General features: G+C 64.6%; 16 protein-coding genes. 9 read left to right on the forward strand and 7 right to left on the reverse strand.

The window, feature by feature from the left end; genetic code table 11:
• Window positions 1-10: 10 nt before the first annotated feature.
• Window positions 11-742, reverse strand: coding sequence for a methyltransferase domain-containing protein (locus ACQY4T_RS04885; protein WP_428538463.1), 732 nt, complete (start codon window positions 740-742; stop codon window positions 11-13).
• A 141-nt stretch (window positions 743-883) separates the two neighbouring features.
• On the opposite strand from ACQY4T_RS04885, the gene ACQY4T_RS04890 reads away from it, so the two are divergent.
• From ACQY4T_RS04890 to ACQY4T_RS04900, 3 genes are all read left to right on the forward strand, one after another.
• Window positions 884-4,315 carry a glycoside hydrolase family 99-like domain-containing protein gene (locus ACQY4T_RS04890; RefSeq protein ID WP_428538466.1) on the forward strand — a complete coding sequence of 1,144 codons (3,432 nt, stop codon included), beginning with the start codon at window positions 884-886 and terminating at the stop codon, window positions 4,313-4,315.
• A gap of 485 nt (window positions 4,316-4,800) precedes the next feature.
• Window positions 4,801-7,944, forward strand: a complete 3,144-nt coding sequence (locus tag ACQY4T_RS04895) for a glycosyltransferase (protein WP_428542720.1) — start codon at window positions 4,801-4,803, stop codon at window positions 7,942-7,944.
• Between the two features lie 13 nt (window positions 7,945-7,957).
• Window positions 7,958-9,667 (forward strand): class I SAM-dependent methyltransferase, encoded by a 1,710-nt coding sequence (locus ACQY4T_RS04900; protein ID WP_428538469.1) that lies wholly within the window; start codon window positions 7,958-7,960, stop codon window positions 9,665-9,667.
• Between the two features lie 19 nt (window positions 9,668-9,686).
• Here ACQY4T_RS04900 and ACQY4T_RS04905 read toward each other — a convergent pair whose 3' ends face one another.
• Complete coding sequence (locus ACQY4T_RS04905; protein ID WP_428538472.1) at window positions 9,687-11,201, reverse strand: acyl-CoA synthetase; 1,515 nt, start codon at window positions 11,199-11,201, stop codon at window positions 9,687-9,689.
• Between the two features lie 11 nt (window positions 11,202-11,212).
• Window positions 11,213-12,475 carry a cytochrome P450 gene (locus ACQY4T_RS04910; protein ID WP_428538475.1) on the reverse strand — a complete coding sequence of 421 codons (1,263 nt, stop codon included), beginning with the start codon at window positions 12,473-12,475 and terminating at the stop codon, window positions 11,213-11,215.
• 172 nt (window positions 12,476-12,647) lie between these two features.
• Between ACQY4T_RS04910 and ACQY4T_RS04915 the strand changes: the two genes are divergently transcribed.
• Together ACQY4T_RS04915 and ACQY4T_RS04920 are read left to right on the forward strand one after the other, a co-directional pair.
• A complete protein-coding gene (locus ACQY4T_RS04915; protein WP_428538478.1) occupies window positions 12,648-13,829 on the forward strand; it encodes a thiolase C-terminal domain-containing protein in 1,182 nt (393 codons plus the stop codon).
• Window positions 13,826-14,266, forward strand: coding sequence for a Zn-ribbon domain-containing OB-fold protein (locus tag ACQY4T_RS04920; RefSeq protein WP_428538481.1), 441 nt, complete (start codon window positions 13,826-13,828; stop codon window positions 14,264-14,266). Before ACQY4T_RS04915 ends, ACQY4T_RS04920 begins: the two co-directional genes overlap by 4 nt.
• Before the next feature lie 66 nt (window positions 14,267-14,332).
• On the opposite strand, the gene ACQY4T_RS04925 is transcribed toward ACQY4T_RS04920, so the two are convergent.
• A complete protein-coding gene (locus tag ACQY4T_RS04925; protein ID WP_428538484.1) occupies window positions 14,333-15,073 on the reverse strand; it encodes a hypothetical protein in 741 nt (246 codons plus the stop codon).
• Between the two features lie 141 nt (window positions 15,074-15,214).
• Window positions 15,215-15,721, reverse strand: coding sequence for a hypothetical protein (locus ACQY4T_RS04930; RefSeq protein WP_428538487.1), 507 nt, complete (start codon window positions 15,719-15,721; stop codon window positions 15,215-15,217).
• A gap of 678 nt (window positions 15,722-16,399) precedes the next feature.
• On the opposite strand from ACQY4T_RS04930, the gene ACQY4T_RS04935 reads away from it, so the two are divergent.
• Together ACQY4T_RS04935 and ACQY4T_RS04940 are read left to right on the forward strand one after the other, a co-directional pair.
• Window positions 16,400-16,687: a BrnT family toxin gene (locus ACQY4T_RS04935; protein WP_428538490.1), complete on the forward strand. Its 288-nt coding sequence runs from the start codon at window positions 16,400-16,402 to the stop codon at window positions 16,685-16,687.
• Window positions 16,638-16,928, forward strand: coding sequence for a BrnA antitoxin family protein (locus ACQY4T_RS04940; protein ID WP_428538493.1), 291 nt, complete (start codon window positions 16,638-16,640; stop codon window positions 16,926-16,928). Before ACQY4T_RS04935 ends, ACQY4T_RS04940 begins: the two co-directional genes overlap by 50 nt.
• A gap of 65 nt (window positions 16,929-16,993) precedes the next feature.
• On the opposite strand, the gene ACQY4T_RS04945 is transcribed toward ACQY4T_RS04940, so the two are convergent.
• Window positions 16,994-17,776 carry an enoyl-CoA hydratase gene (locus ACQY4T_RS04945; RefSeq protein WP_428538496.1) on the reverse strand — a complete coding sequence of 261 codons (783 nt, stop codon included), beginning with the start codon at window positions 17,774-17,776 and terminating at the stop codon, window positions 16,994-16,996.
• Window positions 17,773-18,573 carry an SDR family NAD(P)-dependent oxidoreductase gene (locus ACQY4T_RS04950; RefSeq protein WP_428538499.1) on the reverse strand — a complete coding sequence of 267 codons (801 nt, stop codon included), beginning with the start codon at window positions 18,571-18,573 and terminating at the stop codon, window positions 17,773-17,775. Before ACQY4T_RS04950 ends, ACQY4T_RS04945 begins: the two co-directional genes overlap by 4 nt.
• A gap of 76 nt (window positions 18,574-18,649) precedes the next feature.
• Here ACQY4T_RS04950 and ACQY4T_RS04955 point away from each other — a divergent pair, with 76 nt between their 5' ends.
• Both ACQY4T_RS04955 and ACQY4T_RS04960 read left to right on the forward strand, forming a co-directional pair.
• On the forward strand, window positions 18,650-21,559 hold the full coding sequence (locus ACQY4T_RS04955; RefSeq protein ID WP_428538502.1) for a helicase-related protein: 2,910 nt from the start codon (window positions 18,650-18,652) through the stop codon (window positions 21,557-21,559).
• A complete protein-coding gene (locus ACQY4T_RS04960; protein ID WP_428538505.1) occupies window positions 21,559-25,290 on the forward strand; it encodes an Eco57I restriction-modification methylase domain-containing protein in 3,732 nt (1,243 codons plus the stop codon). The genes ACQY4T_RS04955 and ACQY4T_RS04960 overlap by 1 nt, the downstream gene beginning before the upstream one ends.
• The last annotated feature ends 5 nt before the right edge of the window (window positions 25,291-25,295 follow it).

Here is a 25,295-nt window from a genome sequence, read left to right on the forward strand (position 1 = left end):
AGCACGGGACTCAGTCGGGTTTGACGCAAATGATCACCTCACTGAACTCAGCAACGATTCCGTGAGTACGGTCGGCAAACCGGCGGATCTCCACATCGAATTGCGTCCATCGCGTTATCAGCTCGGCCAGGTCATACCCATAGTGGAATGTCACCAGTGAGCCTTCGCCGCTGATCGGATTACCGTGAAACTCCGCCTCGGCCAGGTGCGTGATCTTGCCATCCTGGCCCAGTGTCGCCCGTTGCTCGGTTTGCACCAGCTCCTTGTAAATCGGCGTGGTATGAATGTGGTAGCCACCCGCACGCAGCGTGCGAAAGATCTCCTGATAGGCGGCCTGCGGATCAAAGACATGCTCCATGACGTCTTGGGTAATCACCAAGTCGAAGCTTTCGGAGGAAAATGTTTGGGCTTCGAGATTCTCGCATCGTGTCCCCAGATACGGAGTTCCGCTTGGTATGTCAGGCCAGAAGTTGGACGCGACATACCGCGGCGCATGCGCTGCTAAAATCTTGGATACCCCGCGCGGCGCCGGCGAACTTTCGTGGATGTCAAGCTCCACCCAATGGGGAAGCAGTTGATTGATCGCCAACATCAGCGCCCGTTCTCGCGGGATCGATCCACCATCACAAGTTTCGCATAACAAATAATCCCGAAACCACGCGTCCCGGGCGCTGAAAAACGTCTGCTGCGAACAGATCGGACAAAATCCTGCCCACCGTGCAACGACGTCCGTTGATTGCATTTGTTTGCCCGATCATTGAGGGGGTGGCGGGTCGGCGGAAGATGCACTAAACGCGCCGGCATGCGAAGGCCGTGCTCGCACACCGCAGCCCACACGCAGCCGGCGGAAACGCATGGAAATGACCATTTGGAGCCTCACTCTTTGAACCGAACAGCTTATCGCTTTCCGCAACCCGCCGACGCGTTGAGCTTCAGCGGTGAACGCTACGTATCTGGATTACTGGGTAACGCTGACTCGGGCGATATTCAAAGTGAGCATTATCACCGCTATCTCTTTGCCCTCCGCTTCTGCCATGACAAGGACGTGCTGGATATCGCCAGCGGCGAGGGCTACGGAAGCCATCTCCTCGGCCAAACGGCACACAGCGTGATCGGCGTCGACGCCGACGACGGGGCGGTCTCTTTTGCCAACCATAATTATTTAAGCGACCGAGTTTCGTTCAAGACGGGCATTGCCCAGGCGCTGCCGATCACGGATGCCTCGATCGACGTCGTCGTCAGCTACGAAACGCTGGAGCATTTCACCGACCATGACGCCTTCGCCGCCGAGGTGCGGCGTGTGCTCCGTCCAGGCGGCCTGCTGGTGATCTCCTCGCCCAATCGGACCGTCTATACGGAACAAGCCGACTACCACAACGAATGGCACCTTCGCGAGCTCGACCGTAATGAATTCTTGACCTATCTCGAAACCAACTTTGCCCATGTCAGGCTTTTCGCGCAGCGCCCATTGATCGGGTCAGTGATTGCGCGCGACGATGGGCCGGACGAAGGCGGGCTGGAAGGCTTCATCCTGCGTGACAAAAGCGTCTTCCATCAGACCGAAGGCGTGCCACAGCCACCTTTCTTTCTGGCTCTCGCCTCGGATACCGAGCTGCCGCTGGCACCGGGCAGCGTTCTGCAGAACCCATCCTTGCTGTTGCATGTCGAGACGCAACGACAGCAGGCGGTGGAACTCGCGACGAAATCCAGCGCTCATGCCCAGGACCTCGAAGCCGTTCTGAACACGTCGCGCAATGAGCACGCCAAACTCGAGGCTGCGCTGATCGCCGCAACAGAGTCGGGTCGAGCAGAAACCCGTAAGGTAGAGCGCCAGTTTCTGGACACCAGGCGCGAACTCGCCCGCGCCTTGGAGCAAAGCAAGCAGCGAGAGGCCGCGATCATCGCCTCGCAGGCGGCGGATCGCGCAGCACTGCAGGAGGATATGCGAGGACAGCAGAATGACTTGCGAGGACAGCAGGAGGCCTTGCGAGGCCAGCAGGAGGATTTGCGGCAGGAGCTTGTTGCTGCGCAACGTTGGAACGTGACGTTGAACGCGGAATTGCACAGCCTGCGCGTCGATCGCGATCATCTGGCGGAAAGCCTGGCCGTTGTCAGCGACTCGACGGCTTGGAAGCTCACCCGGCCGTTGCGCCAGTTGGGCTCAGTCCTTCCGCCCACCGCGCTGCATGGAATGCGGTTTCTTACGCGGCCAAATAAGTGGCGGTCGCTCCGCCGGCGTCGTGTCGCCGGCGATACCTCACAGGCATTGGCTGGGCCTGAGCCCGCTCCAATGCTGCCACAGGCGTCCCCGAACCCGCCCGGAGTGGCCGGCGATACCCTGGAGGTATTGGCCGAACCGCCCGAACCCGTTCCGATGCTGCCGCAGGCCCCCCCGAGGACGCCATCAGATCAGCAGCGGCTCCACGACCCGGCTTGGGTCACCCCCGACGAACGACCCGAGTTCGTGCGGCTACGCAACAGTCGCCCGGCAGCCAGGATCGCGGTGGTGGCGCACGTCTACTACAGCGACCTGTGGCCGGAGATGGCGGAGGCAATTCTAAACATTCCAGATCCGTTCGATCTTTTCGTTACGCTTGTGACGGAGGCGTCTCATCATCTGGCGTGCGAAATCCACCGGCGTTTTCCGAACGCACAAGTATTGATTGTGGATAACCATGGCCGTGACATATTTCCTTTCCTGGCCCTTCTGCGCACAGGCGTCTTGTTCAATTATGATCTGATTTGCAAGCTTCACTCCAAGCGCAGCCTTTATCGTGAAGGCGGCGATCAATGGCGACAGCATTTAATCGGCGGAATACTTGGCACGCCAACGCTCGTGCAAAAAATACTCGATGCCTTCAGGGCTGATGGGGATCTTGGCATTGTAGTCGCCGATGGGCAGATGTTCGGAGGACACGAATACTGGGTGTCAAATGAGGCACGCGTGCGTGATCTCTGCCAAAATATCGGCCTCAATTCAAGTGCGTTCGAGCAGTCCTTCGTGGGTGGGTCGATGTACTGGATCCGCCCCTTGATCCTGCGCCCGATCAATGCCTTAAACCTTAACTTCGATGATTTTGAGCCGGAGCCGATATCAAACGACGGCTATACCGCTCACGCCGTCGAGCGCCTCGTCAGTCTGGTCTGCTACGACGCCGGGATGCATGCAGGCGAGTCGGCGCAGCTAAACCCTCTGCCCCTCGTCACGCCTTCCCGGAAGCTACACGTAATCGCTAACTATCTTCCGCAATTCCATCCAATCCCGGAAAACAGCGCCTGGTGGGGCGAGGGCTTCACCGAGTGGAGCAATGTGACCAAAGCTGCACCGCTGTTTCGGGGTCATCGGCAACCTCGGCTTCCCACCGACCTCGGCTTTTACGACCTTCGATTGTCCGAAGCACGAGAAGCCCAAGCAAAACTTGCTCGGACCAGTGGAATCACGGCATTCTCCTATTACTATTACTGGTTCAACGGGCGCCGCTTGCTCAATCTACCGCTTGATCAGGTGGTGTCCTCCGGGGCGCCTGACTTCCCGTTTATGCTGTGCTGGGCCAATGAGCCGTGGACGCGCAACTGGGACGGTCTTTCTGAAGAGATCCTGTTGTCGCAGGATTACCTCCCCAACTGGGAGAATTCCTTCGCGGCCGACGTCGCAAAAGTCATGCGCGATCCGCGCTACCTCCGTTTTAATGACAAGCCAATGCTGGCGCTCTACCGGGTCGCGCATATTCCAGACGCACGCGGCTCGGTTCGCCGTTTGCGTTCCGCGTTTGCCGACGAGGGGTTTCCGGACCTCCACCTTATCGGCGCGTGGGTTCAAATCGGCAGCGATAAAGCACTGCCTCCCGATGCACGCGATCTAGGCCTCGACGCCTACTTTGAGTTCCCGCCACACAACATCCCCTCGAAGCCGCTTGACGTCTGCGCCAGCGATCGAATCCAGAATTTCGCCGCCCTTGTCTACGACTACGGGGCAACGGTCGACGCAGTGATCGACCAACTTGCGAGCGGCAACGAAGGCTTCCGCCATCGCGCTGTGATGATGGGTTGGGACAATACCGCCCGTCGCGGTAACAAGTCCTTCGTCTTTCACGGCGCGACACCGGCCAATTTCAGACGGTGGCTGCGGGCCGCCATCAAGACCGCACGATCAGAGGCGCCCGGTTCGGAAGCCGCTGTTTTCATCAATGCCTGGAATGAGTGGGCGGAAGGAACCTATCTCGAGCCAGATCGCGATTTCGGCACTGGATGGTTGGAGGCTGTCGCGTCAGCGACGGCCGACGCGAGAGATATGATTGCCTCCCCGACCGGTTGACCGTGCCACCGCGTCTGAGCCGCCATCGACAAGGCGTCGGTTTGGCCGGCAGGCCAAGGAGCCCAACCCTCCGAAGCTTCGTCACAGAGTGGGCTTGCTCACCTGGCAAACGCCTCCGCGCACGGCCGAAAACGGCAGCCTCTCGCACTCGGCGGTGCCTTCGCGGTGTCTTGACAACGCCGCAAGAGGCTGGCACCAGCGGTCGATCGTGTCTGCGTTTCCCCCCGCCACCTAGCCTCCATTGGTCACCTCAGCAGTGAACTGTCGGCAGGCTTTTGTCGGCCCGCGTCAGGGCTAAACGAGGCGCAGGCAACTGGTGAAGTCTTGATTTCATCCTCCACTGGGACATCGAAACGCTATCGCAACAACAAGCGCGACGTTGCGCCCCATGGCTGATGAAGACCTTCGAAGGCAAAATGGCACTTAGTTCTGTACAGAAAGATCGAGCGGAATCACCTCCTGCCTATGCAGGCTCCCCGCTCTGCATCAGCCAGGCGTCGTTCTGGCCGCCGCGACACGTCGTTAATTCCGCGTGGCTCGAGCACGCGCCGTTCGCTTTCTGGCTGACCGAGATTCTACAGCCAAGCATCCTGGTCGAACTTGGCACCCATACCGGGTTTTCCTACCTGGCCTTCTGCCAGGCGGTGCGCCAGCTGCAACTCCCAACCTGTTGCTTCGCCATCGACACCTGGAAGGGCGACGACCATGCCGGCCATTACGGAGAGGAAGTCTTCGCCGCCCTCACCGCCACAAACGAACAGAACTATGCAACCTTCTCTCACCTGATCCGCGGTTTGTTCGATGACGCCTTGCCGCAGTTCGGCGACGGCACCATAGACCTGCTGCACATCGACGGCCGGCATGGCTATGCGGATGTGTCGCATGACTTCCAGACCTGGCGCCCGAAGCTGTCCAACCGAGCGGTCGTGCTGTTTCACGATATTGACGGCCACGAGAGTGATTTTGGCGTTTGGCGGGTTTGGCAGGAACTTGCACCGCAATACCCGAATTTCGCCTTTGATCACGGCCATGGCCTCGGCATCCTGGCGGTGGGCCATGACATCCCGGCCGGACTGCGCGGTCTGCTGGACGCCAACGCCGAGGCAACCGCGGCGATCCGCGCGGCTTATGCGCGACTCGGTGCCGTGGTGTCCGCTCAGCACCGCTCGGACGTCGCAGCCGCTTCCGTCGCAAATAGCGATGTCGAGATTGCTCGACCGCGCGCGGCGCACGATCCGGCGATCGCGCCGTCGGCGATTCCTCAACACGAGGACGCAACAACCGCCACCGCGGCGGCAACGATTGCCGAGCTGACCCGGCGGAACATGGAAGCCGGCCGAACGATGCTCGCCGAGGCGGAGCGGATTCGGCAGGACGCGGCGACTGCATCCGCCACAGCCGCCGCAACCGTCGCCGAACAAGCCCGCCTGCACGGCCAAGCCATGCGCGCCGTGGCCGCGGAAACGCAGCAAAAAGTCGCAGCGGCCAACGCGATACTTGCCGATGCGGACCGGATTCGCGACCAGGCCGCCGCCGCCGCTACCGCGCTGGCGGCAACGATCGCCGAACAGGCCCGCGTGACCGGCACCAGCGGCATTGATGCGCTCAAGGCGGAATTGGCCGCGTCGCGAAGCGAACGGGATGCGCTGCGCTATTCCACCATGTGGCGGGCCACCCGGCCATTGCGCCGCATCGGCGAGGCCATGCCCTCTTCGGCTCGGCGCACGGCGCGGCGGGCCGCGCGAGCCGGGTATTGGCTGCTCACCATGCAGTTCGGCCGCCGGCTGGCGGAATGGCGAGGAATGCCCGCCACCGCCGACTTGCCGTCTCCCAACGCTCCGTCGCCTGCCCCCGTGCAACGAGCGGCATCGGAGTATGACCGCTGGGTGCGCAACCACGACACGCTGACCGAAGAGGATCGAGCCCAGATCCGCGCGTGCATCGACCGTCTCGCCTACCGGCCGCTGATCTCCGTCGTGATGCCCGCTTATGAAACGCCCGAGCGGTTGTTGCGAGAGGCGATCGGATCCGTGCGCGCTCAACTGTACCCGAACTGGGAGTTGTGTATCGCCGACGACGCTTCACCTTCTGACACGGTTGCCTCGGTATCGCGCGAGTTGGCGGCAGAAGATTCGCGGATCAAGTGGATAAAGCGGGACCAGAACGGGCACATCGCCGCCGCCACGAATTCGGCGCTCGCCGTGGCAAGCGGCGAATTCGTGGCATTCCTGGACCATGACGACCTGTTGGCCGAGCATGCGCTGTATGAAATAGCGGCCGAACTGAACGCCCACCCCGAAACCGACCTGATCTACTCCGATGAGGATCAGGTCGATCCCTCTGGACATCGCTATCAGCCGTACTTCAAGCCCGATTGGAATATTGATCTGCTGCTGGGCCAGAACGTGTTCTGTCATCTCGGCGTGTTTCGCCGCGAGTTGTTGACCCGGATCGGCGGGTTGCGCGAGGGCGTGGTCGATGGCAGCCAGGACCATGATCTGGTATTGCGCTGCGCGGCGGCGAGCGAGCAGCCCCGCGTCCGCCATATTCCCGAAATTCTTTACCATTGGCGCCAGATGAACGCAGCGTCGTCATTTTCGCAGGTGAACCTTGACAGTTGCGTCGCCGCGGCGCGGCAAGGCGTCCAGGACTATCTAAAGGCACGCGGGGTGCAGGGCGCCGAGGTGGTTCCGGCCTCAATGGTGCCGCGCTGGAACCGCGTATGCTGGCCGTTGCCTCTGCCACCGCCGCGGGTCAGCGTGATTGTGCCGACGCGGGATCAAGCGGACCTATTGTCGAAATGTGCCTCCGGACTACTGCACCGTACCAGCTATCCTGATCTTGAGCTGTTGATCGTCGACAATGACAGCCGAGAACCGCAAACCGCGGCATTATTTGAGCGATTGCTGAGAGACGATCGCGTGCGAATACTGCAAAGTCCAGGCAAATTTAACTACTCATTTGTGAATAATAGCGCAGTCCATGAGGCCAGTGGAGAAATCGTTGCTCTCATAAATAGCGACATTGATGTGATCAATGATAGCTGGCTCCGGGAAATGGTTTCCATTGCGGTGCGACCTGACGTCGGAGCCGTTGGCGCGAAACTCCTTTACGCCGACGACCGCATCCAGCACGCCGGTGTGGTGCTGGGTGTCGGCAGTTACGCCAATGGCCCGGGTGTCGCCGGGCACTTCGGGACCCAGGTAAGTAGAAACGAGATCGGTTACTTTGGACAACTCGCGCTGACCCGAGAGGTATCCGCGGTGACCGGCGCCTGTCTTGTCATGCGCAAGGAGGTCTATGAGGCGGTCGGCGGCCTTGACGCCGAGCATCTGCCGGTGTCATTCAACGACGTCGATCTGTGCCTTCGCATCCGCGCCCTTGGCCTGCGCGTGATCTGGACGCCGTTCGCTGAACTCTACCATCTCGAGTCCGCCTCTCGCGGCTACGATCGGACATCGGAACAAATTGCCAGGGCAAACAAAGAGGCCGAATACATGCGGCACAGATGGGGCCCAGCGCTCGATAACGACCCGTTCTACAACCCGGCTTTTGATCGTGTTGATCACATGTTCCGATTGGCCATGCCACCAAGGCGTGAGAAACGCTGGCGGCAACAACCGGTCTGACAAGGAGCGCAACATGCCGACCAGATCGGAGATCTTGATGGCTTCGGTGCCCCCAGGCGGCCGCGTCATCGAGATCGGCCCCAGCTTCAGTCCGATTGCGCCCAAAGCCGCCGGTTGGGACACCCGCTCGGTGGATCACACAAGCCGAGCGGGTTTGGTGGCAAAGTATGCCAATGATCCCAGCGTCGACGTTGGCCGCATTGAAGATGTGGACTATGTCTGGAGCGGTGGCCTTATCAGCGACGTGGTGCCCTCGGAGCTGCACGGAACATTCGACGCCTTCGTCGCCAGCCACGTCATCGAACATACCCCGGATCTGATCGCTTTCCTCGATAGCGCGGCAACGCTGTTGAAGCCGGAAGGCACCGTGGTGCTGGCAGTTCCCGACAAGAGATACTGCTTCGACTATTTCCAGCCGTTGACCACGACAGGGCAGTTGCTCGAGGCCCATGCAGAACAGCGAACGCGGCACAGCCGGCGACTTGCCTTTGATCACATGGCTTATGCTGTCGAGAGCGGCGGTTCCGGCGCCTGGGGACAACATCCACTGCACGGCTTGCGATTCGTGCACTCCGTCGAGCAGGCGCGTGATCTCTTCGGGTCCGTGCAGGCACAGCATGGTTACGTGGACGTGCATGCCTGGCGCTTTACCCCGGCCAGCTTCGAGGTCCTGCTGGTCGAATTGGCTCGACTTGATCAGACCGACTGGTGCATCGAACGCACCACCGAAGCGGAAGGTTGTGAATTCTTCGCATGGTTGCGCCGCGGCGGCAAAGCGGCTGCGGCGGCGCTTTCCCCGGAAGCCATCCAGGCAAGGCGCATGGGCCTCCTGAAGCGCACGTTGCTGGAAGCCCGTGCGCAGATCGACTGGCTGCTGGCAGGTGAGCCCGAGCTTGTAACCGGACCGCTCGGCTTGCTACCGACAGCCCAGCCGGCAACGACGGAAATGCCACGTTTCGTCGACTGGTTCCCAGCCCCTGAAAACGCCGCGCGCGTCTTCGACAAAGAGTGGAGTTCGGCAGTGCCCGGCCTGCCGGGGACCGGGCAAGCCGGGCTGTTCGAAGACGGCCGTGTCATTTGGTTCGAGAAACAACTGGGCGGCTTCACCGGAAAGCGTGTCTTGGAACTCGGGCCGCTTGAGGGTGGCCACACCTACATGATGACCCAGCGCGGCGCCACCGTGACGGCCATCGAGTCCAACATGCGCAGTTGGATGCGGTGCCTCATAGTAAAAGACACGCTCAACATGCCCGGCGCCACGTTTCTGCTGGGCGACTTCCTGCCATACCTCGCCGCCGCGCCTCCAGCAGTCGACTTCGTGCTCGCCTCGGGCGTGCTCTACCACATGACCGAACCGGTGGAGTTCTTGCGCGCGCTCTGCGCGGTGAGCGACACAATCGGCTTGTGGACACACTATTACGACGCCGCGGTCGTGCTCGATCGGCATGGCCCGGACAAGTTTGACGCCACGCCGCACAAGCTCACCACGCCGCGCGGCCGCACCGTGCAACTTTACGAACAGCGCTATCTCCAGGCGCTGGATTGGGGCGGTTTCTGCGGCGGTTCGGCGCCGACCAGTAGCTGGCTGCGGCGCGAGGATGTCCTTGGCATTATCGAAGACGAGGGATTTATCTACGAAACGTTTCTTGACCAGTTAGATCACCCGAACGGTCCCGCGTTCTGCGTTTTCGCACGGCGCCGGCAGCCTCTGGGCCAGCGCTGAAAAACGGCAACCCGAGCCATCACCCCTCCCCAAAACGCCGCCGCAACGTCGGCTTGTGCACCTTCCCGGTCGCATTGCGCGGCAACGCCTCGGTGAACACCACCGACTGCGGCAGCTTGTAACGCGCCAGAGAGGCCGCGCAATGCCCGATCACCGCGTCCTCGCTCAGCGCGCATCCCGGCCTGACGACCACGACCGCCCGCCCGACCTGACCCCAGCGCGCATCGGACACGCCAATCACCGCAGCCTCGGCGATCGCATCGTGCTGATACAGCACGTTCTCCACCTCGGCCGGGTAAACATTCTCCCCGCCCGAGATGTACATGTCCTTCCAGCGATCGACAATGAAGTAGAACCCCTCGTCATCCACCAGGGCGGCATCACCGGTGTGCAGCCAGTCGTCGGTGAACGCGGCGGCGGTGGTCTCGGGCTGCTGCCAGTAGCCTTTGGTGATGTTGGGGCCTTTCACCCACAGCTCGCCGATGCACCCGACCGGTGCGTCGCTGCCGTCCTCGGCCACCACGCGCATTTGCACATGCAGCACCGGCTTGCCGGCTGACCCGGCTTTGCGGACCGCATCCTGCTTGTCCAGCATCAGTACCAGCGGGCTGGTCTCGGTCATGCCATAGCCCTGCTGCAGGGTCGCGCCCTGCTGCTGCCAGGTCCGCAGGATCGTGTCCGGAGTGGGGGCGCCCCCGACACCGGCATAGACCAGCCGCGACACGTCGGTCTCACGGAACCGCGGATGCTGCGCCATGAACTGGAAGTTGGCCGGGACACCGAACAGGTGGGTGACGCCGACCGCCGGATCGCCGATCAGGCCCAGCGCCTCGCCGGGATCGAAGCCGCGCATGATCAGCACCGCACCGCCGACCTGGAACACCGGATAGGCGTAGACGTTCAGCCCGCCGGTATGGAACAGCGGCAGCAGGCCCAGAAACACGCTGGACCGGGCGATGCCGGCCGAGCTGATACTGTGAACCGTGTTCCAGAAGTTCATGCCGTGGGTGATCGTCGCGCCCTTCGGCAGACCAGTGGTGCCGGAGGTGTAAAGGATGGTGCAGACATCGTCCAAGCTCGCCGCCACCGGCTGATCCAGACGCGGCCCTTGCAGCGCGAGGCGCTCGAACTGTGGCCCGAGCGTAACGAGCATGGCGATGTCGCGGTGTTGTGCCAGTTGCTCGGCCCGATCGGCAAATTCCGGGTCGTAAATCAGCATCCTGGGCGCGCAATCGCCCAGGATCGCGTGCAGTTCCGGGTTGGCCAGGCGCCAGTTCAGCGGCACGAAGATGGCGCCGAGGCGACCACAGGCAAACTGAACCTCGAACGTGTCGGTGGTGTTGGGTGCCAGCACGGCGATGCGATCACCCGCGGCGATGCCGAACTGGGACCGCAACGAACCCGCCAACCGGGCGATCCGCTCATCGAGCGCCCGGTAGCTGTGTCGCCGCTCGGTCGCCAGATCCACCGCCGCCAGCGCGTTCGGCTGGCGCATCGCGTGGTGGGCGATGCCATCATAGTACGGAACCGACATGATCGCCTCCCTCAACCAGCGGGAATACGTACCGGCAGTGAACCGATCGAGCGCAGGACGTTGGAATAGCCCCGCGTCGGTTCGCCGACGACCTCGATCATCGGCAGCTCCCGTTTCAGGATTTCCTCCCACAGGATGGTCAGTTGCATCTCGGCCAGGCGGTTGCCGACGCAGCGATGGATGCCGAAGCCAAACGACAAATGCTGTCGTGTGCGAGCCCGGTCGATGATGAAGTCGTCGGCGCGCTCGATGGCGTCTTCGTCGCGGTTGCCGGACACATACCACATCGCCACCTTGTCGCCGCGGCGAATGGTCTTGCCGCCGACCTCGGTGTCCTGCAGCGCGGTGCGGCGCATGTGGATCACCGGGGTTTGCCAGCGGATGATCTCGGGCACCATTTGAGTGACCAGTTCGGGATGCTGGCGCAGTTTGCGGTACTGGTCGGGGAACTGGTTCAGCGCCAGCAACCCGCCCGAGATCGAGTTCCGGGTGGTGTCGTTGCCACCGACGATCAGCAACAGCAGGTTGCCCATGAACTCGTGCGGCCGTGACGGCAGATCCCGTGTCGCCTCGCCATGCGCCAGCATCGAGATCAGGTCGGCACGCTGCGGCTGGCTGGCGCGCTGGTGCCAAAGTTCAGTGAAGTATTCCACCGCCTTGTCCAGCACCTGATTGCGCTTGGCCTCGCTGTCGATCTCGGTGCCGGCTCGGGTGTTCACGGTGGCAACATTCGACCAGTAGGTCAGCTTCGCTCGGTCCTCGAACGGGAAGTCGAACAGCGTCGCCAGCATCTGGGTGGTGAGCTCGATCGACACCGTCTCGACCCAGTCGAAGGTCCGTTCGCGCGGCAGGTCATCGAGGATGCGGCCGACCCGCTGGCGGATGGTGCCCGACAGGTTGGCCAGATTCATCGGCGCCACGATCGGGGCGACGATCTTGCGCTGATCGTCGTGCCGCGGCGGGTCCATCGAAATGAAGCTGGGGCGGCGGAAATCCATCGGCAGGTCGCGCAGCACGATGCCACCCATCAGCGCATCGGAGGAGAACGCGTGATGGTTGCTATCGACCGCCATGATGTCGCGATAGCGGGTGATCGACCAGAACGCGCCGTAGATGCCGTCGCGGCACCAGTGCACCGGGTCCTCCTGGCGCAGGCGCTGGAAATACGGGCGCCAGGTATCGTCCTGATACAGATGCGGATTGCTGACGTCGATGTTCTCGATCGGCATGGCGTAGGCGTCTTGACGCGGGTCAGCTTGGACCGGTGCGTTCATCGTCAGCCTCCCTGTTCCGGCTTTAGATCCGGTTTGGATGCGGGCCAACCTCTGCGAGTGGTCCCAACGACGCAACACTAGCACGGATTCTCCGGCCGACCGAAAGCCCGCATCCGACCGGCTAGCCAACGGCAAAAACCAGGTACAGACTCAGCCGCAGAGGAGACACAGGATGACCGAACGAACCCTACGCGGCCAGGCGGTGATCGCCGGCATCGGCGAGACCACGTACTACAAGCATGGGCAATCTCCGGACAGCGAGTTCAAGCTGGCGCTGCAGGCGATCCTGGCGGCGGCCAAGGATGCCGGCATCGACCCCAAGGACATCGACGGGTTCGCGTCCTATTCGAACGACCGCAACGACCCGTCGCGGCTGGCGGCGGCGCTGGGCACCAAAGAACTCCGGTTCTCCAACATGCAGTGGGGCGGCGGCGGCGGCGGCGTGGCCGCTTCGGTGGGCAACGCAGCCGCCGCGGTGGCCACCGGCATGGCGAACTGCGTGGTGGCATTCCGAGCCCTCGCACAGGGCCAGTTCGCTCGCTTCGGGCGCGGCACCGGAGCGCCGCTGGCGTCCGGCGACGATGCGTTCACCATCCCCTACGGCGTGATGTCGCCGGCGCAGAAATTCGTCATGAAGGTGGTGCGCTTCATGCACGACCATGGGGTGAAGCAGGACGCGCTGCGGGCGATCTCGCTGGCGTCCTATCACCACGCGCAGAACAATCCCCGAGCGGTGATGTATGGCCGGCCGTTGGATGAGGCGAAGTATGATGCCTCGCGCTGGATCGTCGAGCCGTTCCACCTGTTCGACTGCTGCCTGGAGAACGACGGCGCCGGCGCGGTGATCGTGATGCCGGCGGGCCGGGCGAAGGACCTGCCGCACAAGGCCAGCTACCTGCTGGGTGTGGCGACGGGGTCGGATCATCGCTGCGCCGCGCCGGTGCACAACGGGCCGAACTATCCCAGCAGTCATTTCGCCACCGTGGCGCCCAATCTTTACTCGATGGCAAAGCTGGGTCCGAAGGATATTGGCGTGGTGCAGTGCTACGAGAACTTCACCGGCGGCGTGCTGATGAGCCTGGTGGAGCACGGCTTCTGCCAGCCCGAAGAAGCCAACGAGTTGTTGACGCTGGACAATCTGGTAGCTCCGACCGGGCGGATGCCGCTCAACACCAGCGGCGGCAATCTCGCCGAGTGCTACATGCACGGGCTGGAACTGGTGAACGAGGCGGTGCGTCAGATCCGCGGCCAGTCGGTCAATCAGGCGCCGCGCAACGACGCGGTGATCGTGGTCGGCGGCCCGATGGTGACGCCGGTGAGCTCGCTGATCCTGGGGTCGGAGGCCACGCTATGACGACCTATCTGCCCGACGGCCTGCCGATGCCGTCGGCCCACGCCGACGGATTGTCGGCACCATACTGGGACGGCACGCGACAGGAGAAATTGCTGATCCAGTTCTGTCGCGGCTGCAACCATTGGCAGTGGGGCCCGGAATGGATCTGCCACCACTGCAACAGCTTCGACCTGGACTGGCGCGAGGTGCAGGGTCGCGGGGTGATCTACAGCTATCAGCGGATCTGGCATCCGGTGCATCCGGCGTTGACCGGGCATGGTCCGTACATCGCCGCGCTGGTGACGCTGCCTGATGCGGGGGATGTGCGAATGGTGGGAAACCTGCTGGGCGATCCGCGGCAGGAGGTGCCGATCGGCGATAAGGTGGAGGCGGTGTTCGAGCATCACGAGGCTGCGTCGCCGGCGTTTACCTTGGTGCACTGGCGGTTGGCGGGGTAGCGGCGTTTTTGGTGTTTTTGGTGCTGGGCGTTGCGGTCCGGGTAGGTTGGTAGGTGACCGGGAGCGTCAGGCGGTGGCCGAGGCGCCGGCGGTGGGCTCGACCGTGCCATTCTGTTGGGCTGAACGGGCGGCGTGCGCCGCAGCGTTTTTTTTCAACTGCTCGGTGATGTGTTGAGCCGCCAGGCGTTTGTGGTAGCCCTGCGTCCAGGGGATTCGCCTGGTTTGGGTCTTGGTGGCATCGGGGGTGGTTTCGATCGCAGCAGTGCTTTGGTCGATTGGCCGGCTGGCTGACGCAGACGTGGGGTCGGCTGGCGAGGCGGCGAATTCCATCTGCGCGTGGTCGGCCTGGGCTGTCGTTTCCGACGTGGCGAGTTGGGCGGTCGTTTCCGTGGCGGGGTCTTGAGTTGTTATTTTCGTCTGCGTAGCGGCAGCTTCGGTTGTGGTATCCTTGACCTGGGTGCGACGGGCGCGCTGCAGCTTGTCCAGTTGGCGCTGCGCCTTGTGGCTTTCGCGGCTGAGGCTGACGGCGCTGGCGCGTTGACGGAGCTTGGCCGTCAACGACAGGTCGGCGGCGGTGGCTTCGCTGAGCGCTTCGAGTGCCTGGAAGCTGAAGCTGATGATTTTGGCGGCCAGGCGGAGTTCGTCATCGGTATGCGGGTGATGGGCGGCGAGCATCCGCGTGGCGGCGTGGCGCGCGATGGCGGGGTCGCCGGGGGCGCCGATGAGGAAGAGGTAGGCAAGGCCGCCGAGGACGGTGTCGAGGACGGTGGCGGCGATGCTGGCCGGGAAAACAGTGAGGCGAGACATCGGGACTTGGGCGTTGCCGGTTACCTTGGAGAGGAAAATAGGCCGTCGTTACGAGAAATGCAAGATTAATTTCCTTGTCCCTATCCGCCACGCTCAGAATTATCTGAGTTTGCATCTCCTCTTGACGACGGCCGACCGCACCTAGCGCTTGTCCGACAGGTCGGCGAGCAACTGTGCAAGCTTCTCGCCGCTTTCATATAGCCAATGCCCTGACCCGGAGATCCTGTCGAAGATGAGCGAGGCGCGATGAGCATCGAACGCCGCCATTACTTTTGCGCTGCGCTCGAAGCCTAACTCCCGCCTCAACATACCCGGCCGTTTGGCTAGAACCATCCCGCGGCCGCCTTCCAGTACGACGGTATGGACGCGCTCGTAAAACCAGTAGGAGAAGCGGCCACGGGATCCCCGGTGAGCGCAGATGAAACGCCCGGGCCACGCGTAGATGTCCTCCGGTTCCCATTCGCTGAATACGTCGCCCGTGGGCCAGCTGGGGAGCTTAATTCGATCTCGCGTCGACAGGAGAGGAATGTCCCGATTCTCATCGTTCTTAATGACAGCCGAGACAGCCTCGTCCCGCTGTTCCTTGGTCGAATCTCCGCTTGTAAAAACGAAGCCAACACCCCGGAATAGACCTGGGTTTTGAAACACGACCTCGAGGAGCGATGAAGGGTCGGCAACCCGTCTTGCCTTGAGTGGACCACCGCGGTGCGGCTTTCGGTTCCACGCCCGTTGCGCCAGATCTAGGGCCGGGCCGTCGACAACTCGAACCAGCGCGATGCAGAGCGATAGGCTCCGCTCTTCGGCAGATGAAAGGTCCCCGCTTCGACCAGATTGGCGACCGCCAAGAAACCGATGCCGTTGTTCGATGCATTAGCCGAGCTCGTAATCAGACCCCTGCTGGAAAGATAGACCTTCGCGTGTCGGCCACGCAGATGCTTGATTCTCTGATTGTATGGTGCCCCGAGAACTCTCAGCTCCTTCGGATTCGATCCGCCCATCGTTAGATCGCAGATGATCTTGGCCTCGGCCGGTGGACAGTCTTTCGGGAAAAGTGTGCTGCTTGCCCCGTTTCCCCAGAAGGCGACGGCACATCGTGGGCCTGATCCTCGCATCAGACGTGCGATGGCTGGTCCAAGTTCGCGATCATCAAGGAAGGTTGACAATGCTTCACTCCGGCGAGGTGTGTTTAACACGATGGTACATCGGGCGGTCCCAATGCCTATAATCGCCGGGAGCACCGGATAGAATCCGGGACCAATTCAACCCAGCCCAGCCCGGTTTTTATGACACGGATGCTCGCTTCGGACGAATTTACGTGTTACTTAAATGTCCATGGAGATCAGCCTTGACTCCACCAAGCGCGCCTGGACCTTGGAACGGCGGGGATTGGATTTCGATGATGCCGCGCGGGTGTTTACAGGTGAGATCGCGACCGCCCGGGATCTGCGGCACGACTACGGCGAGGATCGCTTCATCACCGCCGGTTACCTGGATGGTCGGATGGTGGTCATGGTTTGGACACCGCGCGGCGACGATCGGCACATAATATCGATGAGGTACTGTCATGACAAAGAACGCACTCTCTGGCTCCGCCGCATCGGTGGATCCCGATGACGCCCCTGAGCTGACCGATGAATTTTTCGACGAGGCCGAGGTGTTCCGTGGCGATCAGTTCATCCGGCGCGGTCCGGGGCGCCCGAAATCGGCGGCCCGCAAGGAGCTGACCAGCGTGCGGCTTGATCCGGACGTGCTTGCCAAGCTGCGCGAGGCTGGGCCCGGCTGGCAAAGCCAGATCAACACCTTGCTCCGCCGGTCGTTGGGTTTGGCAAGGCCTGGGAAGCGTCCCGCGGCTTGATTTCGGGTGGGCGCCGGTCGGGGCGCGGGCGAGGACCCCGCCGTGCGACGTGCCACGGTCGAGCCTCAGCCGGGCTTGCGCGTCTTCAGCCGCTGGATCGCTTCGCCGACCATTTGGGTGGGTTCGTCTGACTGATAGGCGTGGTGGATGCAGCGGATGCCGGCTTCGATGGCGTCGTTGACCGGCATCGCCTCCCATTCCCGGATCAGCTCCTTCTGCAGCCGGATCGCCTTGGGACCGGATTCCACGATCGAATCAACCCAGCGCCCCAGCGCGGCATCCAGATCGGCCGCCGCGACGACCTTCTCAACCAGGCCCCACGACAGCGCGGTCGCGGCATCGATGTTGTCCCCGGTAAACAACAGCAGCCGAGTGCGCCCCCAGCCGATCAGGTTCGGCAGCAACGCCGCCTCCACCACTGACGGCAGCCCGATCTTGACCTCGGGCATGCCGAACACCGCGTTGTCGGACGCGATGTGCATGTCGCAGGCCGCCATCAGCTCCAGCCCGGCACCCAGGCAGAAGCCGTTCACCCTGGCGATCACCGGCACCGGAAGATCGCGCAGCGCCTTGCACATGCGATGCACCAAGGTCAGGAAATCGCGCGCCCGCGACGGGTTCAGTTCGCCCAGCTCCAGCAGGTTGGCGCCGCCGGCAAAGGCGCGCTCGCCCTCCCCGGTGACGATCAGCACCCGCAGCTCCGGGTCGTCGGCAAGCGCGGCCACGGCGTCGATGAAGCCGGTGATCTGGGCGTGGCCGAGGCAGTTCAGCCTGGCCGGGTTGTTGATCGCGACGGTGGCGGCCGCGCCGCCATGGGTGCGGCGGACGATAACGGGTTGGTCGGTCATGTTTCGGTCCTCTGGTTCCAGCCGATCGGGCCGCGGAACGGTCTCATGTCGGGGTAGCCGCTGACCGCCCAGGCACCATCGACCAGCAAGCTGGCGCCGTTGACATAGCTCGCGTCCTCGCTGGCCAAATACAGCGCCGGGGCGGCGATCTCACTCGGCTGCGCGGGACGCCCCATCGGGATGCGCTGCTCGAACGCCGCCAGCGCGTCGGGGTTGTCGAAGTGCCGCCGCGTCAGCGGCGTCTGCACCAGGCCCGGCAGGATGGCGTTCACCCGGATGCCGAACGCGGCGAACTCCAGCGCGCCGTTGCGCGACAGCATCTCCACCCCCGCCTTGGCGGCGACGTAAGCCGACCCGGCGTGCATCGGCACGTGGGCGTTCAGCGAGGCGATGTTGACGATGCTGAACGCGCCCGCCTGGCGCATCATCTGCCTGGCCTGGTGCTTCATGCCCAGGAACACCCCCTTCAGGCACAGATCGACGGTAAAATCCCAGTCCGATTCCGCCAGATCGACGATGTAGCCCGGTCGCGACCCGCCGGCGACGTTGAACGCGGCGTGCACCGCGCCGAACCGGTCCACCGCGGTCCCCACCAGCCGTTCGGCGGCGGATTCCTGCGTGACATCGGCCTCGATGCCAACGAAACCGGGCCCCAGTTCCTCGATCGGCTGAAGATCGCAGCCGACCACCCTGGCGCCTTCCGCCAGCAGCCGTGTGGCAATGGCGAGGCCGATGCCGGAGGCAGCCCCGGTCACCACCGCAACCTTGCCCGCGAACCTCTCGGTCAATGCGGTCATATGCATCCTTTCGCCTGCGTTAAGGGTTTGGCAATCTGTTCGTGGTTCCGTGCCGGCGTTTCAATGGGAAGCGTGCATGGAATTGTCGGTCGGGATCAAGGTCACCGTCCGCGGGCTGCAATGGGACGTGACCGAAGTCCTGCCGCTCGGGCCGCAACGACTAGTCCGGCTGACCTGCCAAGGCGGCGACCTGGACGGTCTGCAATGGGACGTCCTGCATCCCGCCGAACCGATCACGGTGACCGAGAACGATCCGCGCCCCGAGGAAGCCGGCTCGCTGGCCCACTGGCGACAATTTCACCTCGCCCGCTTGCTGGAGCAGATCCCCGGACCGCCGGTCTCGCCCGGACGGGTGGCGATCGAGGCCTATCAGCGCGTCCCCCTGCTGCGGGCGCTCGACATGGTGCGGCCGCGGCTTCTGCTGGCCGATGGGGTGGGCCTGGGCAAGACCATCCAGGCCGGGCTGATCGCCGCCGAGTTGCTGGTGCGGCGCCGCGCCCACCGGGTGCTGATCGTGTGTCCGCCAGGCCCGTTGCTGCGGCAGTGGGAGCAGGAGATGCGGCTCCGCTTCGGCCTGCGCTTCACCCCGATCGCCGACGCCACCGAACTGCGCCAGGCTCGGCGTGGACTTGAACTAGGCGGCAATCCGTTCGATGCGACGTCGCTGTGCCTGACCTCGATGGATTTCGCCAAGTCGGACCGCGTGCTGGCGGAACTGGAACGGGTGACCTGGGATCTGGTGATCATCGACGAGGCACATCATTGCGTCGGCGAGGAGAACCAGCGCCGCCGGCTCGCCTCGGTGCTGGCCGGCCGCTCCGATGGGCTGCTGCTGCTGACCGCGACGCCGCATGACGGCAACGATGCGAACTTCGCCTCGCTGATCGCGCTGCTGGACCCCAGCCTGGTGGATGCGGCGGAACGCCTGGTGGGGACGGGCTATCGGCGCCACGTGGTGCGGCGGCTGAAGTCGCATATCCGCACCGCCACCGGGGCGCCCCTGTTCCGCGAAAGGATCATTGTCCCGATCCGCGTCGAGGTCGGCGATGCCGCCCCGGTGGCGGCGTTTCATCGCGCCTTGTCGGCGCTGGTGGCGCCCCGGCTGCAACGCTCGCGCGACCGCGCCGGGCTGTCCGACGCGCTGGCCTTCGTCAGCCTGCTGAAACGCTCGATGTCGAGCATCGCGGCCTGCGTCGCCACCCTGCGGGTGGTCGCGGCGCGTTACGGCACCAAGCCATTGCCCGACCGGCGACGCGCGCTGCGGGCGTGGCGGCGGCGGACGGGCCGCTACGGCGTGCTGGGTCCGGCCGAAGAAGCCGAGATCGCCCTGCTGGAAGCCGAGGAAATGGCGGCGTCGATGACCGGCCAACAGGCGGCGCAGCAGTTGGCGGAACTGATCCATCTGGGCGAGGCGGCGCTGCCGCTCGATCCGAAACTGGCGTCGCTGGTGCTGGAGGTCAGGCTGATCCGGCTGCGCCATACGGACGCCAATGTGCTCGTCTATACAGAATACACCGACAGCCAGTCCGCCGCGGTGGCGGCGCTGGCAGAAATCGGCAGCGTCATCCTCAGCATCAGCGGCGCCGATTCCGAAGCCGATCGCACCTGGGTGGCAGAGCGCTTCGCCGAACAGGATGGCATCGTGCTGGTCAGCACCGACACGCTGGCCGAGGGGCTGAACCTGCAGCAAAAGTGCTTTCATCTGATCCATCTGGATCTGCCCTATAACCCGAACCGGCTGGAACAGCGCAACGGACGCATCGACCGCTATGGCCAGCGCTTCGAGCCCGAGATCCGCTACCTTTTCCTCGCCGGCACGTTTGAAGAGCGGCTGCTGCTGCGGCTGATCGCCAAATACGAAAAAGCCCGCGCCTGCCTGTCGTTCATGCCGAACACACTGGGCGTCGCGGCCGACCCCGTGCGTCTGCACGAGCCGCTGATCGCGGGCTTCGCCGAGGACCTGTTCAGCGGCGCCCCGCGTCTGGTCCACTCGCTGGACCTGGCGGCGGAGGATAACGACAGCGAGGCGTATCGCGACCTGCTGCGCGAGATCGACCGGGCGTTCCAGAGCTTCGATCACATGGCGGTTCGCCATGGCTGGCTTTCCGGCGGCGAGGTCGCCGAGGTCGCCAGGACTGAGGGTGTCGGCACGCCCGGCGCCGCGGCGGTGGATCTGCCGCAATTCGTCGCCTCGGTGCTGAGCGCGGACGGCGATGGCTATCGGGTGCCCCCCGCCTGGACCGGCGATCTGGACGGGCTGGCCGGGTTCGACCGCGCGACCGGTACGGTGCGCCTGACCGCCGATGCACAACGGCTGCGCGATGCCGACGGCCGTGCGTTGCTGTATCCGGGCCGATCGCATCCGCTGACCCGGCGGGCGATCGCATCGGTGCAGACCGGGCGGGTCAGTGCGGCGCGGGCGGATCGGTTGTCGCTGCTGGTGACCTACCTGGTGGAGCTGGGCGGGCTGCTGCGCCGGGTGATCGCCATCCGGCTATTCCCCGACGGTTCGCTGATCGAGCAGGCGGATGTCCTGGCGCTGGCGCAACAGGAGGTGCCGGCCGACTTGCTATGGCACCGGCAATTCGCTGCATGGACCCCGGCCGTACTGGCGGCGGCGCAGGTTCATGCGGCGGCGTTCCGGGATCGCGCGGCGGCCGACTTCGCGGCAGAACACCAGCAGCGGATAAAACGCGAGGATGCCGCCGCCGCTGCCTGGCTGCGCCGGCGAAGCGTGGAACTGTGCGGTGCCGTCGAGCCGCCCAGCGGCGATCTGTTCAGTGTCGGGCGGTCGGACGACGACTGGCGTTGCTGCACCGATCCCGAACAGCGTCTGGCCGGATTGGTTGCGGATGCAACGGTTTCCCCGGCGCGGCGCCGCGAGGCCGCCGAGGCGCTGTCCGGATTCCACTCGGTCGCCGGTCGGCGGACGCCGCTGCCCGCGGCCTCGGTGCGCCTACTGGGCCTGCTGATGCTGGTGCCGTGATGCTCGATCTGGCGGATTGCGTGCTGGCAGGATCGGCGCTGACCGCGCCGTTCCTGCACCAGGGACTGGGCCGGGTGATCGCCTTGCCCACCGGGGCGGCAGCGGAATGGCACGGGTTGTGGGCCGGGCTGCGTGGCGGCGGGGCGCGGCTTGTGCATCAGCAAGTCACGCTGAAGCTGGCGCGGGCGCTGGGCTATGCGCGGATGCTGCGACAGCACCCGGTGACGACCCGGGAAGGCCAAGAGGACGGCGGCTGGCTGATGCAGGCGTCGAACGGCGCCCGGCTGCGTGCCTGGTCGATCGACGGCGACGCCGATCTCGACGCCGCCGAACGGTCGCCGCGGTCGTTCCGCGGCAGCCCGACCCGCATCGCGCAGCGTGTGCTGCTAACGCGAGGCGAGCGCGCCGGGCTGCTGATCAACGGCGACGTGGTGCGGCTGTTGCTGTGCGACCCGTCCCGCGCCGACAGCCATCTGACCTTCCCGCTCGGCGATTGGCGAGGCCGCCCGCTGCCGCCGGACTCGTTTCGGGTCCTGCTGGCTTTGGCCGGCGCCAGCGGGCTTCCGCGGCTGCCCGATGTGCTGGAAGCGGCGCGGCTGCACCAGGTCAAGGTGACCGGCGAATTGCGCCGGCAGGCGAGGCAGGCGATCAGCGGCTTCATCAATGCGCTGCCGGACCGCGGCGGGCTGGACGCGGCGACGCTTTGGCGCGAGGCGCTGGTGCTGGTGTATCGGCTGCTGTTCATCCTGAAGCTGGAAAGTCCCGCCGAAGCCGGTGCCGGCTTCAGCTTCGCCTCGGCTCGGCTGTGGCGCGGCGCGCTGTCGCCCAACCAGGCGCTGGGGCCGCTGGTGCGGCGGCATCTGGATCAGGGCCACGATACCGGGCGCATGCTGGAGGCCGGGCTGCGCTCGCTGTTCGCGGTCTTCCGCGACGGGCTGTCGTGTTCCGAGCTGCGGATCGCGCCGCTCGGCGGGGCGCTGTTCGGCGCCGCGGCGACGCCGCTGCTGGACCGGATCGCATGGGGTGAGCGGGCGGTGGCGATCCTGCTGGATCGGCTGATCTGGATCGCGCCCAACGGCGGCGAGCGGATGCGGGTGCATTACGGCTCGCTCGACGTCGAGGACCTCGGCAGCGTGTACGAGGGCTTGCTGGAGCAAGAACCAGGCATCGCCACCGAACCGATGCTACGGCTGCGTCGCGGCAAGCGCGAAGCGGTGGTTCCGGCCGCTGCCGGCGCGGCCGACATCGAACCCGGCGCGTTCTTCCTGCGCTCCGGCATGGGGCGCAAGGCATCGGGGTCGTTCTATACTCCGAACGGGTTTGTCCGCTTCCTGGTGCGCGAGACGCTCGACCCGATGATCGCGGCGCTGTGCCCGCTGGACGATCCTCATCCGGCCCGACTGCTGACCCTCCGGATCGTCGATCCGGCCGCCGGCAGCGGCCATTTCCTGGTCCAGGCGTGCCGCCATCTGGCCGACGCGCTGCTTGCCGCGTGCCGGGTGTGTGACGAGCGCGGCCTGCACGACCGGATCGCGGCGTTGCCCGATCTGGACAACAGCCTTGCCGCGTATCTGCCGAGCCGGGGGTATTCCGAGCCGCGGGCGCGGGCGATCTGCCGGCGTCTGGTGGCGGTGAACTGCCTGTATGGTTGCGATCGAAACCAGTTGGCGGTGGAACTGGCAAAGCTGTCGCTGTGGCTGGAATCCTATGCCGAGGGCCTGCCGTTGACGTTCCTGGATCACCGTGTGGTGCACGGCGATGCGCTGAGCGGGCCGTTCTTCCACTCGCTTGCGACACTGCCGGTGAACGGGGGCGTGCTGGATCCGCTGCTGGCGCGCGGGGTGGCGGATCGGCTGGCCGCTGCCCTGCGTTTGGCGCGACGGCTGGTGGCGGCGCTGAACGCCTCGATCGGGCACGATGTGGACGATCTGGGTTCGAAGCAGGCGGTGAAGCAGCGACTCGACGGGCTGCTGTCGCCGCTGCGCCAGTTGGCTCGGGCCTGGGCCGGCGCGGCGATGCTGCGCGACCGCGATGCCGACGACGTTTGGCTCGGGCTTGCCGCGCACGTCGCCGAAACCGGCTTATGGCCCGACCGGCTGAACCAGCGCCAGGCGGCGCTGCTGGCGGCGGGGGCCAACGCGGTGGCCTGGGACCTGATGTTTCCGGAAGTGTTCCCGAACGGATTTTCCGCCGTGCTGGGCAACCCGCCATGGGATGTGGTGTTGCCGAACACCAAGGATTTCGTGGCTGACTTCGATCCCCGGGTGCTGGATGCGCCGACCCGAACGCAGCGCGCGGCGATCGAGCAGGCCGTGCTGTCCCGGCCAGGTGTCGCGGCGGCGTTCGAGGCGTATCGCGCCGGCTTCGATCGGCTGAAACGCGTGGCCGACCGGCTGTACCGCCACCAGCGGATCCGTGTCGGCAGCGCGCCGACCGGAGGCAGCCTGGACCTGTTCCGTCTGTTCGCTGAACGCAACATGGAGCTGGCGGCGGCGGACGGCACGATCGGGGTGCTGATGCCCTCGGCGTTCCACGCCAACGAGGGCAGCAGCGGGGTCCGGCGACTCTATCTTGACCAAACCGAACTGCGTTGGTGCCTGTCGTTCGAAAACCGGCGGCGGATCTTCGACATCGATAGCCGTTTTAAGTTCGATCTGATCGTGGCGCGGCGGCCGGGTCCGACATATTCGTTGCGCTGCGGCTTCTATCTCGAGACGATCGAGGACGCCCAGGATCCCGCCCGGATCATGAACTACACGCGGACGTTCCTGACGCTGGCGGGTGGTGCCGGCGAGACGCCCCTGGAACTGCGCGGAAATCAAGATCTGAGGCTGGCGCAAACGTTCTTCGCGCGGCCCGAGCGGCTGGCCGGCTGGTGCGCGGAGCACGGCCTGCGATTTGGCAACGATCTGCACATGACGGCCGATGCCGCGCTGTTTCGGCCAGCCGGTGGCGCCGAGATGGTGCTGCACGAGGGCAAGACGTTTCATCAATACAGCGATTGCTGGGACACATCGCCTCGCTACGGCGTGACGGCGGCCGGCTTGCCGCCCGCGGTCGCCCGCGCGTCCGCATATTATCGCCTGGTGTTTCGCGACATCGCCCGCTCCAATGACGAGCGGACAATGATTGCCTGTATCGCTCCGTTCGGGGTGGTGTTCGGCCACACCGCGACGGTGGAGAAGACCCCCTGGGCACGGCCGAACGCGGACGCGCTGCTGCTGTGCGCGGTGTTCAACTCGTTCGCGTTCGACTGGCTGGCGCGGCAGAAGGCGGCCACGCATCTCAGCCTGTATCTACTGGATGCATTGCCGATGGCCCGCTTCGGCGAGGTGGCGCGCCGCTTCCTGGCGCACGCCGCGCTGCTGCTGTCGTGCCGCCATGCCGGCTACCATGCCCTGTCGCGGGAGCAGGTGGGCGCAGCCCGCGCTGCGCCGGCGGACCGGCGGACGTTGCGGGCCCAGATCGACGCCGTGGTGGCGCACGGCTACGGCTTGGATCGGAACGGCTATGCCAGGGTGCTTGGCGGCTTCAGTCATCGCTCCGATCCGGATGCGGCCGCCACCTGCCTTGCCGCGTTCGACGCGATCGGTGCCGAGGGGGTCGAGGCGTTCTGCCGGCTGCATGATCCGTATCACGACGTGGCCTTGCTGACGGCGCCGGCCGAACCGGTGGCGCCCCGGCGGTCGCGGACGGCCGATTTACTGTTTGTTAACGACCGCCCCGCATAGATGCC

Source organism: Rhodopila sp. (assembly GCF_965277825.1).
Lineage (GTDB): Bacteria > Pseudomonadota > Alphaproteobacteria > Acetobacterales > Acetobacteraceae > Rhodopila.